At 42.4% G+C, this 13,719-nt stretch carries 11 protein-coding genes and 1 other annotated feature (1 of these 12 only partly in view); of the genes, 7 read left to right on the top strand and 4 right to left on the bottom strand.

The window, feature by feature from the left end; translation table 11 throughout:
• The first annotated feature begins 9 nt into the window (after window positions 1-9).
• The 3 genes from gyrB (at window position 10) to K1J10_RS01075 (ending at window position 4,980) form a co-directional block, all read left to right on the top strand.
• Window positions 10-1,959 carry a DNA topoisomerase (ATP-hydrolyzing) subunit B gene (gyrB, locus tag K1J10_RS01065; RefSeq protein ID WP_048789359.1) on the top strand — a complete coding sequence of 650 codons (1,950 nt, stop codon included), beginning with the start codon at window positions 10-12 and terminating at the stop codon, window positions 1,957-1,959.
• A gap of 86 nt (window positions 1,960-2,045) precedes the next feature.
• A complete protein-coding gene (gene ezrA, locus K1J10_RS01070; protein WP_048688742.1) occupies window positions 2,046-3,770 on the top strand; it encodes a septation ring formation regulator EzrA in 1,725 nt (574 codons plus the stop codon).
• Window positions 3,771-3,861: 91 nt separating this feature from the next.
• The gene (locus K1J10_RS01075) at window positions 3,862-4,980 is read left to right on the top strand and encodes a glycerate kinase (RefSeq protein WP_061564806.1); all 1,119 of its coding nucleotides are present in this window, start codon (window positions 3,862-3,864) and stop codon (window positions 4,978-4,980) included.
• A 57-nt stretch (window positions 4,981-5,037) separates the two neighbouring features.
• On the opposite strand, the gene K1J10_RS01080 is transcribed toward K1J10_RS01075, so the two are convergent.
• Window positions 5,038-5,481, bottom strand: a complete 444-nt coding sequence (locus tag K1J10_RS01080) for a DUF1694 domain-containing protein (protein WP_061564169.1) — start codon at window positions 5,479-5,481, stop codon at window positions 5,038-5,040.
• Window positions 5,482-5,667: 186 nt separating this feature from the next.
• Between K1J10_RS01080 and eno the strand changes: the two genes are divergently transcribed.
• A complete protein-coding gene (gene eno / locus K1J10_RS01085; RefSeq protein ID WP_006597394.1) occupies window positions 5,668-6,972 on the top strand; it encodes a surface-displayed alpha-enolase in 1,305 nt (434 codons plus the stop codon).
• Between the two features lie 103 nt (window positions 6,973-7,075).
• Here the strand turns inward: eno and K1J10_RS01090 are convergent, their stop codons facing one another.
• Both K1J10_RS01090 and K1J10_RS01095 read right to left on the bottom strand, forming a co-directional pair.
• The gene (locus tag K1J10_RS01090; protein WP_061564168.1) at window positions 7,076-7,261 is read right to left on the bottom strand and encodes a hypothetical protein; all 186 of its coding nucleotides are present in this window, start codon (window positions 7,259-7,261) and stop codon (window positions 7,076-7,078) included.
• A 73-nt stretch (window positions 7,262-7,334) separates the two neighbouring features.
• Window positions 7,335-8,345, bottom strand: a complete 1,011-nt coding sequence (locus tag K1J10_RS01095; RefSeq protein WP_223355591.1) for a lactonase family protein — start codon at window positions 8,343-8,345, stop codon at window positions 7,335-7,337.
• Window positions 8,346-8,522: 177 nt separating this feature from the next.
• On the opposite strand from K1J10_RS01095, the gene K1J10_RS01100 reads away from it, so the two are divergent.
• The 3 genes from K1J10_RS01100 (at window position 8,523) to budA (ending at window position 11,786) form a co-directional block, all read left to right on the top strand.
• Window positions 8,523-9,692, top strand: coding sequence for an AI-2E family transporter (locus K1J10_RS01100; RefSeq protein WP_223355592.1), 1,170 nt, complete (start codon window positions 8,523-8,525; stop codon window positions 9,690-9,692).
• Entirely contained in the window at window positions 9,682-10,920 is a 1,239-nt protein-coding gene (locus K1J10_RS01105; protein ID WP_223355593.1) for a tetratricopeptide repeat protein, read from the top strand. Before K1J10_RS01100 ends, K1J10_RS01105 begins: the two co-directional genes overlap by 11 nt.
• Window positions 10,921-11,069: 149 nt before the next feature.
• Window positions 11,070-11,786 (top strand): acetolactate decarboxylase, encoded by a 717-nt coding sequence (gene budA, locus K1J10_RS01110; RefSeq protein ID WP_398577082.1) that lies wholly within the window; start codon window positions 11,070-11,072, stop codon window positions 11,784-11,786.
• 40 nt (window positions 11,787-11,826) lie between these two features.
• On the opposite strand, the gene K1J10_RS01115 is transcribed toward budA, so the two are convergent.
• Window positions 11,827-13,488: an Rqc2 family fibronectin-binding protein gene (locus K1J10_RS01115; RefSeq protein ID WP_223355595.1), complete on the bottom strand. Its 1,662-nt coding sequence runs from the start codon at window positions 13,486-13,488 to the stop codon at window positions 11,827-11,829.
• A 180-nt stretch (window positions 13,489-13,668) separates the two neighbouring features.
• Window positions 13,669-13,719, top strand: a binding site (T-box leader); it runs 184 nt beyond the window's last position.

Genomic DNA, 13,719 nt, shown 5'->3' on the forward strand with positions numbered 1-13,719 from the left:
AGGGAAAGAATGACAGAAGAATTGAAGCAAGAAACGACTGGTCAAGAATATGATGCCAGTCAGATTCAGGTTTTAGAAGGTTTAGAAGCAGTTCGGATGCGTCCGGGGATGTATATCGGATCCACTTCTAAAGAAGGTCTTCACCATTTGGTCTGGGAAATCGTCGATAACTCAATCGATGAGGCCCTTGCAGGATTTGCCAGCCATATCGAAGTCTTTATCGAAGCGGACAATTCGATTACAGTCGTCGATGATGGACGGGGGATTCCGGTTGACATTCAAGAAAAAACGGGTCGTCCAGCGGTTGAGACTGTCTTTACCGTTCTCCATGCGGGAGGAAAATTTGGCGGTGGTGGGTACAAGGTGTCTGGTGGACTCCACGGAGTTGGATCATCCGTCGTAAATGCCTTGTCGACTCAGTTAGATGTTCACGTCCATAAGAATGGCCAAATTCATTACCAAGAATACAAACGTGGGCAAGTCGTTGCAGATCTTGAAGTGATCGGTGAAACTGATCGAACTGGTACAACCGTTCATTTTACTCCAGACCCAGAGATTTTCACAGAAACCACTGAATTTGACTTTGACAAGTTGAACAAACGGATTCAAGAATTAGCCTTCTTGAACCGTGGCTTACGGATCTCGATCACGGACAAGCGTGAAGGGCAGGAGCAAACGAAAGATTACCACTATGAGGGTGGGATTGCTAGTTATGTAGAATACATCAACGAAAACAAGGATGTCATCTTTGAAACTCCGATTTATACCGATGGAGAATTGGATGATATCACGGTTGAAGTAGCCATGCAGTACACGACTGGTTATCACGAAACCGTCATGAGTTTTGCCAATAACATCCATACCCATGAAGGGGGGACTCATGAACAAGGTTTCCGTACAGCTTTGACCCGTGTTATCAACGACTATGCGCGTAAGAATAAACTTCTCAAGGACAATGAAGAAAATCTAACAGGGGAAGATGTCCGGGAAGGGTTGACTGCAGTGATTTCTGTCAAACACCCAAATCCACAGTTTGAAGGACAAACCAAGACCAAACTTGGAAACTCTGAAGTGGTGAAGATTACCAACCGCTTGTTCAGCGATGCCTTCTCTGATTTCTTGTTGGAAAATCCGCAGATTGCTAAGAAAATTGTCGAAAAGGGAATTTTGGCTGCCAAAGCGCGTGTTGCTGCTAAGCGCGCCCGTGAAGTCACCCGTAAGAAATCTGGTTTAGAAATCTCAAACCTTCCTGGTAAATTAGCAGACTGTTCATCTAACAATCCAGCTGAGACAGAACTCTTCATCGTCGAAGGAGACTCTGCCGGAGGATCTGCTAAATCAGGTCGAAACCGCGAGTTCCAGGCGATTCTCCCTATTCGAGGGAAAATCCTCAACGTGGAAAAAGCCAGCATGGATAAGATTTTAGCCAACGAAGAAATTCGTAGCCTTTTCACAGCTATGGGAACTGGTTTTGGTGCAGAATTTGACGTATCGAAAGCCCGTTATCAAAAATTAGTCATCATGACAGATGCCGATGTCGATGGAGCTCATATTCGAACCCTCCTCTTAACCTTGATCTATCGCTATATGAAACCAGTTTTGGAGGCAGGCTATGTTTACATCGCCCAACCACCAATCTATGGTGTAAAAGTCGGTAGTGAAATCAAAGAATACATCCAACCAGGAGCCAACCAAGAAGCAGAATTGGCTGAAGCTTTGGAGCGCTATTCTGAAGGTCGTTCCAAACCAACGATTCAACGATACAAAGGTTTGGGTGAGATGGATGATCATCAGCTCTGGGAAACAACGATGAACCCAGAACATCGCCTCATGGCGCGTGTGACAGTTGATGATGCAGCAGAAGCAGATAAAATCTTTGATATGCTTATGGGGGATCGAGTAGAACCTCGTCGTGAATTTATCGAAGAAAATGCCGAATATAGTACACTTGATGTATAAAATTCTGCGATATTTGCCAATTATTCGAATATTTATGATATAATAACTACGATTACTTTCAAGTAATTTAATGAAGGAGTTTTTATATGTCTAGTGGACTAATTATTCTCATTATTGTCATTGGGGTCCTCTTGGTTTTAGGATATGTAGTGGCAGTCTTATTGAGAAAGCGTAACGAAGCCTTACTGGCATCTCTGGAAGAACGAAAAGAACAGTTGTATAACCTTCCGGTAAATGATGAAGTAGAAGAAGTGAAGAATATGCACTTGATTGGTCAAAGTCAAGTTGCATTTCGTGAATGGAATCAAAAATGGGTGGACCTATCCCTCAATTCTTTTGCTGATATCGAGAACAACCTCTTTGAAGCAGAAGGCTACAACAATTCTTTCCGCTTTTTAAAAGCCAAGCAAGCAATTGGAAATATTGAGAGTCAGGTTCAATTGATTGATGAAGATATCAAGGCCATCCGTCAAGCTTTATCTGAATTAAAAGAAAAAGAAGAAAAGAATAGCGGTCGGGTTGTTCATGCCTTGGATATGTTTGAAAACTTGCAAAAACAAGTAGCTTCTGATCCAGACGCATACGGCCCAGCGCTTCCCGAAATCGAGAAGCAAGCTGAAAATATTCAAGTTGAGTTTTCAAAATTTGTAACCTTGAATTCATCAGGTGACCCTGTTGAAGCTGCTGAAATTTTGGATACAGCTGAAAACCATATTGTAGCCTTGACGCATATTGTTGAAAAAGTTCCTGCAATTGTGAAGGATGTCCAAACAACTCTTCCTGATCAATTGGAAGATTTGGAAGCTGGTCATCGCAAACTTTTGGAATCTGGTTATCATTTTACAGAGACTGATTTGGAAGCACGGTTCCAACAATTGCATGCAGCTTTGAAAGCCAACCTACAAAATGTTGCTGCTCTTGAATTAGATAATGCGCTCTATGAAAATGAGCAGATTCAAGAAGAAATCAACGCCCTGTATGATATTTTCACTCGTGAAATTGAATCACACAAAGTTGTTGAAAAATTGGTCAAAGCCTTACCAGGTTACCTTGCCCATGCGAAGGAAAATAACAAGCGTTTAGCAGAAGAAGTTGAACGTCTCAGCAAAACATTTGAAAGCAAAGAACTTAAGGAAAATCATTTGAAGGAGTTAGAAGCTGAATTAACAGCTCAAGAGCTCGTTGTAGAAGATGCCTTGAAGGATACATCTGAAACTCAAAAAGCCTACTCTATCCTTCAAGAAGAGTTAGAAGCGATTGAAGAACGTCTGAAAGAGATTGAAGATGATCAAATTGCTTTGAGCGAAACCTTGTCTAAGATTGAGAAAGACGACACCAATGCTCGTCAAAAGGTAAATATCTACGCCAACCGTTTACATGCAATTAAGCGTTACATGGATAAGCGTAACTTACCTGGAATCCCTCAATCCTTCCTTACTATCTTCTTCACTGCAAGTGATAACACAGAAGCTCTCTTGGCTGAGTTAGAAGGTCGTCGTGTCAATATCGAAAACGCCAACCGTCTCCTGGATATTTTGACCAACGATATGACAGAGTTAGAGGAAGAAACTTACAAATTAGTACAATATGCTACTCTAACAGAGCAGTTGCTTCAATACTCAAATCGCTATCGTTCATTCGACGATCATGTCCAAGCAGCGTTTGATGAAGCCTTGTACATCTTTGAAAAAGAGTATGACTATCCTGCTTCATTCAAAGTCATTTCAGAAGCATTGGAAACAGTTGAACCAGGAGTAACAGAGAGATTTGTTACCTCATTTGAAAAAACAAGAGAATCCATCCGATTCTAATCTAAAACATCCAGGAGAATATTCCTGGATGTTTTTTTATGGAAATGAAGCTGTGATGGGAAAGGGAAGGATAGAAAAAGGAGATGAGTCCATGAAAGTTTTAATTGCTCCAGATTCATTCAAAGAAAGCTTACCTGCGAAAGATGTAGCAGAAATGATTGCAGAAGGCTTGCGTCAGTCTCTCCTCGATGTAGAACCGGTCACCTGTCCTGTTGGAGATGGTGGGGAAGGGACAGTGGATGCCATCAGCTACTCATTGGGATTGAAGGAAACTTTTACCCTTGTCACAGGTCCATTTGGAGAGCCGGTAGAAATGCGGTATATGGAGAAGGATTCTTTGGCTCTCTTTGAAGTAGCCGACTTGATTGGTTTAGGAAAGATTCCAGTTGATCAACGCCGTCCACTTGACCTAGAAACCCGAGGAATTGGTGAACTGATTTGTTATTTAATCAAACAGGGAAAAAAGGAGATTTATATCGGGGTTGGAGGAACAGCGACCAATGATGGTGGCCTGGGACTTGCAATAGGACTAGGCTACCAATTCTATGATCGAGAAGGAAGAGAATTAAAGGCCTGTGGACAAAGTCTTTTAGAATGGCATTCCGTCCGTAAAGAGGAAGCGATCAAGATTCCAGATGATGTCGAGATACAGGTCTTAGCAGATGTTTCCAATCCCTTATGTGGACTAGATGGTGCGACCTATATTTTTGGAAAACAAAAGGGGCTCTGTCCCAATATGTTTGAGCAAGTGGATCAAGCTATTTACAGCTTTTACGAAAAGCACTGTCCAAGTATTTTGACTCAAGTAGGGATGGGAGCTGGTGGTGGCCTTGCTGCGGGTCTTTGTGCCTTCGCGCAAGCGAGACTGGTATCAGGGATCGATAGCTGTTTAGATCTGATCGACTTTGACTCCAAAGTAGCCAATGCAGACCTGGTCATTGTCGGTGAAGGACGACTGGACCATCAGAGTCTATCCGGGAAAGCTCCGATAGGGGTTGCGAGACGAACCCCAAAAGGAATCCCAGTAATAGCCATTTGTGGCAGTCTTGCAGATGATTTACCAAGTCTCCCATTTGAAAATATAGTCGGTGCCTTTTCTATTACGAAACATCCCGATAGTTTAGAGCAACTTCTGAAGAATGCGAGAGAAAATCTTCTCTTTACAGCTAGAAATATCGGAAATCTATTAAGCATAGAAAAAAGCGGTTAAACCGCTTTTTTTCATCTATTGTTTAATACTAATAAAATGTCTAAGGGACAGCTCTGATCAACCAAACCATTTTTTCCAAAGAGAAGGTTTGGTCGGCTTCTTTTCTTCCTCCCAGAGATCCGAAAAAGCAGTTCGGAGGTCCTTGTCAGTAGTGGTCACTGGTGCATCTGTATGAATCACGAGGCCAAAAGGAGAGGAGTCGTGCTCCTCCGAAACAATAGTAGCCTGGCAACCAAATTCTTTTGCTTGTTTTAGATAGCTCAACTGAACGCTAGAATCAACATTTGGAGAAATCTTTACAAAGAGAGGGCTAGCTTGTTCATTCAAGCTTTTCAGCACCTTCAAAAAGCCCTTCTGAAGCTGAGGACTATTGCTTGTTTTTAAATCGGCATATCCTAGAACGCGCTCTTCAAACGTACCTAGAAAGCGACGTTGTTCATCAGGATTTAATTTTAGGCCACCGTTAGCCTTTTCCATAATTTCTTTAGATAGATCAGTCATAAGAATAGTATATCATACTTTAGGTTGAAAATGCCAAACGAATAAAGGCTGTTCCAAACAAAAAGAAAGCGATTTCTTGATAAAGTTAAGGAAAATCTGCACAAAGATAACGTTTTTTCTTGAAAAACGCGTATTTTTAAGGTATCATAGAGGTGTAAAAAATTTAAACTCAAAGGAGAGTAAGAAATGTCAATTATTACTGATGTTTACGCTCGCGAAGTCCTAGACTCACGCGGTAACCCAACACTTGAAGTAGAAGTTTATACTGAATCAGGTGCTTTCGGACGTGGTATGGTTCCATCTGGAGCTTCTACTGGTGAACACGAAGCAGTTGAACTTCGCGACGGTGACAAATCTCGTTACGGTGGTCTTGGAACTCAAAAAGCTGTTGACAATGTAAACAACATCATTGCTGAAGCAATCATCGGTTACGATGTTCGTGATCAACAAGCTATTGACCGTGCAATGATCGCTCTTGACGGTACTCCTAACAAAGGTAAATTGGGTGCGAACGCAATCCTTGGTGTGTCTATCGCTGTAGCTCGTGCTGCTGCTGACTACCTTGAAATCCCACTTTACAGCTACCTTGGTGGATTCAACACTAAAGTTCTTCCAACTCCAATGATGAACATCATCAACGGTGGTTCTCACTCAGATGCTCCAATCGCTTTCCAAGAGTTTATGATCTTGCCAGTTGGTGCACCTACATTTAAAGAAGCTCTTCGTTACGGTGCTGAAATCTTCCACGCTCTTAAGAAAATCCTTAAATCACGTGGTTTGGAAACTGCCGTAGGTGACGAAGGTGGATTCGCTCCTCGTTTCGAAGGAACTGAAGATGGTGTTGAAACTATCCTTGCTGCGATCGAAGCTGCTGGATATGTACCAGGTAAAGACGTATTCATCGGATTTGACTGTGCATCATCAGAATTCTACGATAAAGAACGTAAAGTCTATGACTACACTAAATTCGAAGGTGAAGGCGCTGCTGTTCGTACATCTGCAGAACAAATCGACTACCTTGAAGAATTGGTTAACAAATACCCAATCATCACTATCGAAGATGGTATGGATGAAAACGACTGGGAAGGTTGGAAAGCTCTTACTGAACGTCTTGGTAAGAAAGTACAATTGGTTGGTGACGACTTCTTCGTAACTAACACTGACTACCTTGCACGTGGTATCCAAGAAGGTGCTGCTAACTCAATCCTTATCAAAGTTAACCAAATCGGTACTCTTACTGAAACTTTCGAAGCTATCGAAATGGCTAAAGAAGCTGGTTACACTGCCGTTGTATCACACCGTTCAGGTGAAACTGAAGATTCAACAATCGCTGACATCGCAGTTGCAACAAACGCAGGACAAATCAAGACTGGTTCACTTTCACGTACTGACCGTATCGCTAAATACAACCAATTACTTCGTATCGAAGACCAACTTGGTGAAGTAGCTGAATACCGTGGATTGAAATCATTCTACAACTTGAAAAAATAATCTAGTTAACTAGATACAAAAGATCCTTGAGTTTTCTCAAGGATCTTTTTTGTTATCGAACCAAACAAAAAATCCTCAACTAGATAGTTGAGGAATCGTTTTATTAGAACAAGCCTTTGATTTTATCTACAGCACCGCTGACGAGATCGTTTCCAGTAACAAGAGCTTTGGCTTGTTCTAAGTAGTCACCAAGGTTCTCCTTGTTGTCATCGATAAATTTTTTAGCAGCATCGAAATCTTTCTTTTCGATCATTTCTTTGACTTGGTTAAACAAATCCATTGGGTTCATGAGGTTTCTCCTATAAACTATTTATTAATATCACTATTTAATCATTTTTCAACCAAACTAGCAAGCGTTTTGATTATTGGTTGAAGAGGACGCAAACTGCCTCTGGTACGTAGAAATCATGGCTCAATTCAGTCAATCGACCAGTTTCTTTGTCACGTTTAAAAACAGTGGCATTGTCTGAATCTTGATGGACTGCAATGAGGTATTCTTGGTCTGGACTAAGAATGAAATCACGAGGATTGAGACCATTGGTTGGAACGATTTCAAGAAGCACTAGGCTACTATCTGCCAAGATTTCATAGACTGCAATGGAGTTATGAGCTCGATTTGAGGCATAGAGGAATTTCCCGTCCTCTGACAGGCGAATAGCAGCAGCCCATTTTTGACCTTCATAATCTTCTGGTAGAGTGGAGATGGTTTGGAAATGTTCAAAGTAGCCAAGTCCATCATAGAAAAGGACATCGATGGTGGCGTTTAATTCATTAATCAGGTAAGCTGTCTTGTAATGAGAATGGAAAATGATATGACGCGGACCAGCACCTGGAGCAGTTTGGTAGGTTTGAGCTTCCGTCAGTTGCCCAAAATCATCGACTTGGTAGACCACTACTTGATCAGTACCTAAATCACAAGTGATGAGCAGTTTATCAGGAGTGAGATCTGCATAGTGAACATGGGGACTGGCTTGGTTTGCGTGAGGTCCAGAACCCTGATGAGTCGCTTGATCGACCAAGGTCAAATGCCCATCCTCATGGATGCGATACGAGAGGACTTGCCCCTTGTGGTAGTTGGCACCATATACCAAGCCCCGTTCCTCGTCAACAGATACATAGCAGAGGGGGGCGCCTTCCTCGACGACGTGATTAATCAACTGGTGGTCAGGGTTAAAGCTCGCAATGCCACCAAGATCTTGGTCCGCACCTACACTGTATAAGAAACCAGCTTTTGAAAAAGCGAGATAGGTTGGATTTGGCTCTTGAGCGACTAGTTGCAAATCCCTTAGCTGTCCAGTTCTCTCATCAAAGGAAGCTTTGTAAATTCCTTTGGAGTCGCGTTTGGTATAGGTTCCGAAATAAATATCTTGCATTACATGCACCTCGACTTTGTTGATAGCTCCATTATATCAGAAAAGAAGGGGATGGAAAACGATTAGGTGAAGGATTGACAAGTTAAGAATTAAAAACTAGCTCACATTCAGCTATATCGTGAAATTATAGACTAAAAATGCTAAAATAAAAACAGATTGAAAACGAAGGAGATTCCTGTGGAACATAAAGAAAAAGATTTTAGTTTATCCTGGTTTTTTAAATGGTTTGTTGATAATAAGGCCATTACTGTTTTCCTTGTAGCCTTGCTAATGGGATTAAATATTTTAGTTCTGAGCAAGATTAGCTTTATTTTTACACCCCTGTTAGAGTTTGGAGCAGCGGTCATGCTGCCCGTCATTATTTCAGGCCTCCTCTATTATTTGTTAAATCCAATTGTTGACTTTTTGGAAAGGCACCGAGTTAAGCGGATTATTGCGATTTCCATCGTCTTTATCTTGATTGCCCTTCTCATTTTATGGGGCTTGGCCGTCGCTATTCCAGCCATTCAGCGTCAGGTTCTCAGTTTTATGAAGAATCTGCCAGATTACTTGGAAAAGGCCAATATGACCATTGATGATTTCTTAGACAACAAAGTGTCGCCAGAAATCAAGCCTCAACTGGATGAATGGACCAGCCAGTTGTCAGAGAATATTACTAGCTGGGCGAGTTCCTTTTCTGCCCGTGCAGTCAACTGGGTCAGCAATCTGATTGCTGTCGCCTCTCAAGTCATTATCGCTTTGATTATTATGCCTTTTATCGTCTTCTATCTATTGAGAGATGGGAAGAATTTGAAAGGTCAAATTATCCGTTTCTTACCAACCAAGATTCGTAAATCAGCAGGCAAAGTCCTGTCTGATGTCAATACCCAATTGGCCAATTATGTCAGAGGTCAGATCACAGTTGCCATCATTGTGGCCTTAATGTTCATTCTTTTGTTTAAGATCATTGGACTTCGTTATGCTGTGACACTTGGTGTAACCGCTGGTTTCCTGAACTTGATTCCATACTTGGGTAGCTTCTTGGCCATGCTCCCAGCCTTAGTCTTGGGTTTGGTAGCAGGACCAGAAATGTTTGTCAAAGTCGTCATTGTCTTTATTGTTGAGCAAACCATCGAGGGACGTTTCGTTTCTCCACTTGTCTTGGGTAGTCAGCTCAATATCCACCCAATTACCATCCTGTTTGTATTGATTACTTCTGGCTCTATGTTTGGAATCTGGGGTGTCTTCTTAGGAATCCCGGTTTACGCTTCCGCCAAGGTCGTCATCAGTGCTCTATTTGAATGGTACAAAGAAGTCAGTGGCTTGTACGAAGAAGACGAAGTTGAGGAAATTCAAAGTGAAGAATAGTCAAAAAATCCTAGAAGCAATTGAGAACCAAGAGCTAGATCGTCTGCCGGCTTATTTGGATAAGGCTTTTCTAGAAGATGATCCAGAAACCTTGTTAGAATTGGGCCAGTATTTTGAAAGTATCGGGTTTTACCCTGAAGCAAAACAAACTTACTTGCATCTGAAAGATGATTATCCAGAGGTCTATCTGAGTCTAGCGACCATTGTAGCGGAAGATGGCCTAATGGAAGAAGCCTTTGCTTATTTGGAAGAAATCCCGGAAAGTTCGGAGTGGTACCTGGCTAGTCTCTTGGTCAAGGCAGATCTCTACCAAAGTGAGGGTTTGGCAGATGTGGCTCGGGAAAAGCTGATGGAAGCTGCAAGTCTTTCAGATGACCCTATTATTCAACTAGGCTTGGCAGAGATTGATCTAGAACTCGAAAATTACCAAGAAGCCATTCAAGAGTATGCTCAGTTAGATAACAGATTCATTTTAGAAGAAACAGGCATTTCCACCTACCAGCGGATTGGCTATGCTTATGCCAATCTGGGTCGGTTTGAGTCTGCCATTGAGTTTTTAGAAAAAGCTTTGGAAATCGAGTTTGATGACCAGATTGCCTATGAATTGGCAACCCTTCTTTATGACCGAGAAGAGTATCAACGTGCTCTGATCTACTTCAAGCAGATCGATACACTGTCGCCAGACTTCGAAGGGTATGAATATGGTTATGCCTTGGCTCTACAAGCTGAGAATGACCGAGAAACAGCGCTAGCAATAGCAGAGCAAGGGATCCAAAAGAATCCTTTTGACGCTTATCTCCTCCTTCTAGCCTCCCAATTGGCCTACGAGTTGCACCAGCCAGAAAAAGCAGAGAAGTATTTGTTAGAAGCCAAAGAAGTTGCTGAGGATCTTGAAGATATCGCCCTTCGCCTAACAACTCTATATTTGGAACAGGAACGCTATGAAGACGTCCTTGAATGGCAAGAAGTGGAAGTGGAAAATGTCGTCACCCGTTGGAATATCGCTCGTGCCTTGGTAGCACTCGAAGAGGTTGAAAAAGCGGCTCCAATCTATGAAGAGCTCTACCCAGATTTGAAAGAAAATCCAGAGTACTTAGAAAGCTATAGTTACCTCTTGAGAGAGTTGGGACAAATCGCAAAAGCCCGGGAAGTGGCAGAAGGCTATTTGCAGCTAGTCCCAGATGATGGGCAAATGCAAGCTTTCTATGAGAGCCTATTAGAAGATTAACTATTTGAGCCTTGAAGGGCGGGAATCCGAACAAGTGTGCATCATTGTTCTGACCCGCTCTTTTTTAATCAGTCTTTCTGTTATTGTCCTTGAGAATATGGTATACTGGAAGGGCTAAAAAGAAGACAAGATGAATGAGGGAGAAGATAATGGAACCGGTGAAATTGTTTCAATACAATACCTTGGGGGCTTTGATGGCAGGTCTCTATGGAGGATCCTTTACCATTAAAGAATTACTAGAGCACGGAGATCTAGGAATTGGGACCCTGGACTCAATTGATGGCGAATTAATTGTCCTAGATGGCAAGGCCTATCAAGCTAAGGGATCAGGAGAAGAGCCAGAGATTGTGGAAGTGGCCCCGGATGCGACAGTTCCCTATGCGGCCATCGTTCCCCATCAGGCCGAAGTGATTTTTCGGCAACGCTTTGAAATGACAGACGAGGAATTAGAGGCTCGCATTGAATCATATTACGATGGTGAAAATTTGTTTCGTTCAATTAAGATTCACGGAGAATTCGCCAAAATGCATGTGCGCATGATTCCAAAATCAACATCGGAAACCAAATTTGCAGACGTGGCGACCCATCAGCCAGAATTTACGCGAGAAAATGTTACAGGAACCATTGTTGGTTTTTGGACACCAGAGATGTTTCATGGGGTCAGTGTAGCAGGCTATCACCTCCACTTTATCTCAGATGACCATACCTTCGGAGGTCATGTCATGGATTTTGTCATCAAAGAAGGGATTGTTGAAGTTGGGGCCATTGATCAATTGGATCAACGCTTCCCTGTCCAGGACCGCCAGTATCTCTTTGCCAAGTTCAATGTTGACCAGGTCAAAGAGGATATTCACAAATCAGAATAAACCAAAAAGGCTGAGATGATTCTCAGTCCTTTTATGTTGTCTACTCGCTGATGCGCATGGATTTGATTTTTTCTTCTTCAGGGGTGACCCGTAGGGTTTTCTGACCGGTATAGGTTACAAAGCCAGGTTTTCCTCCGGTCGGTTTGTTAAGTTTCTTGGTTTCAATCATGTCGACTTGGACCAGATTAGAGAGGCGTCCCTTAGAGAAATAGGCCGCTAGCTCAGCTGCATCCGTCTTGACCTCATCTGAAGGATTGAGGTTACCAGTAATAACCACGTGACTACCTGGAATATCCTTGGCGTGGAACCAGAGTTCATCTTTCTTAGCCATCTTAAAGGTCAATTCTTCGTTTTGAAGATTGTTTCGGCCGACCAAGATAATGGTTTTTCCGTCTGAGGCTAAGTACTTTTCTGGTTTTTTCCGTTTGTGGATCTTTTCGCGGTTGCGTCGTTTGATAAAGCCTGTTTGGATCAGCTCTTCGCGAATCTCGGCTACTTCAGAAAGGCTGGCTTGGGCCAGAGCGGTTTCGACTGTCTCTAGGTAGGAGATGGTTTCCTTGGTTTCCTGGATGAGAGAGGTCAAATGTTTAACAGCTTCTTTTAGCTTCTGGTAGCGCTTGAAGTAGCGTTGTGCATTTTGACTGGGGGTCAAGGCCTTATCCAAGGCAATGGTAATAGGCTGGTTGGTATAGTAGTTGTCCAAGGTGACTTGGTCTTGATCATTTGGGACTTGATGGAGGAAGGTGGTGAGCAGTTCGCCTTTTTGACGGAAGTCTTCGGCATTTTCTGTCGCTGCCAGTTCGGCTTCTTGTTTGGCCAATTTTTTCCGGTTCTTTTCTAGGTCATTGTCCACCTTGCGGATCAGTTCCCCAGCTTGTTGCTGGACCCGGTCGCGCTCAGCCTTGTCCAAGTAGTAGTGGTCAAGTAGATCCGATAAGGTATCGAAGGTCTCCTCTTGGCTATCTGCATAAGCGAGAGCAGCAAAGGATTTTTTCGTTAGACGGGGATCTGTTGGAGCTTCAAAGAAAGCCCGGAAGGTTTTTAATTTTTCTCCACTTTCTAATCGACTAGCCAATTCTTGAGCAGTATCTCGACCAAGACCCTGGAAATGGGCTTGAAGGTTTTTAGGTGTCAACTCTTCTCGGTGAAGAAAGGCGAATAAGGCTTCGTCTTTAATGGTAAAGGGGTTGAACGCTTCGGTTTTCGGAGGAGCTACATAGGTCGAACCTGGCAAGATAGTTCGGTAGCTGTTTTGAGAGAAGCCCACATGCTTGATGGCTTCGATGATTTTTTCAGTCGCCTTGTCCAGGAGTATGATATTACTGTGCTTACCCATGATTTCAATGATCAGGGTCACAGAGATATCATCTCCAATTTCATTTTTATTGGAGACGGCGATTTCTAAAATCCGGTCATTCTCCAGTTGCTGGATCTGCTCAATGACTGCCCCTTGGAGATACTTGCGCATGACCATGATAAAGGTATTAGGGAAGGCAGGATTCTCAAAATTGGTCTGGGTCCGTTGGATCCGACCAAAAACAGAATGGGAAGACAGCAAGAGTTTTTGATTCTTGCGGTTGCTACGAATTTGTAAAACCAACTCTTGTTCAAAGGGTTGGTTAATTTTTTGGATGCGACCATATAGGAGTTCGCTTTGTAATTCATTCACCATATGGTGTAAAAAAAATCCATCAAAAGACATGGGGTTCCTCAACATTCTAGACTAGTTCTAGTAAATTATATCAAAAAAGTGCCTGAAAACCCAGTAAGAAGGCGGTTTTCAATCCTTGTAAAAGCATCCGTTAGATAATGAATTTTCAGGAAATGACGAACGTTTTCAAAAAAAACATAAAAAAGTATTGACAAGGCTTACGGAAACATTTACAATGGATTCAATTAGAAAAGTAATAAATGAAAATTTAATAGAGAGCTC

The sequence above is a fragment of the Streptococcus australis genome (assembly GCF_019930045.1).
GTDB classification, from domain to species: Bacteria; Bacillota; Bacilli; order Lactobacillales; family Streptococcaceae; genus Streptococcus; species Streptococcus australis_D.

Coding starts and splice junctions, on each gene's coding strand:
- budA (WP_398577082.1), top strand. CDS start 11,070: ATGGAACCGGTGAAATTGTTTCAATACAATACCTTGGGGGCTTTGATG.
- K1J10_RS01115 (WP_223355595.1), bottom strand. CDS start 13,488: ATGTCTTTTGATGGATTTTTTTTACACCATATGGTGAATGAATTACAA.
- K1J10_RS01095 (WP_223355591.1), bottom strand. CDS start 8,345: ATGCAAGATATTTATTTCGGAACCTATACCAAACGCGACTCCAAAGGA.
- gyrB (WP_048789359.1), top strand. CDS start 10: ATGACAGAAGAATTGAAGCAAGAAACGACTGGTCAAGAATATGATGCC.
- eno (WP_006597394.1), top strand. CDS start 5,668: ATGTCAATTATTACTGATGTTTACGCTCGCGAAGTCCTAGACTCACGC.
- ezrA (WP_048688742.1), top strand. CDS start 2,046: ATGTCTAGTGGACTAATTATTCTCATTATTGTCATTGGGGTCCTCTTG.
- K1J10_RS01075 (WP_061564806.1), top strand. CDS start 3,862: ATGAAAGTTTTAATTGCTCCAGATTCATTCAAAGAAAGCTTACCTGCG.
- K1J10_RS01080 (WP_061564169.1), bottom strand. CDS start 5,481: ATGACTGATCTATCTAAAGAAATTATGGAAAAGGCTAACGGTGGCCTA.
- K1J10_RS01090 (WP_061564168.1), bottom strand. CDS start 7,261: ATGAACCCAATGGATTTGTTTAACCAAGTCAAAGAAATGATCGAAAAG.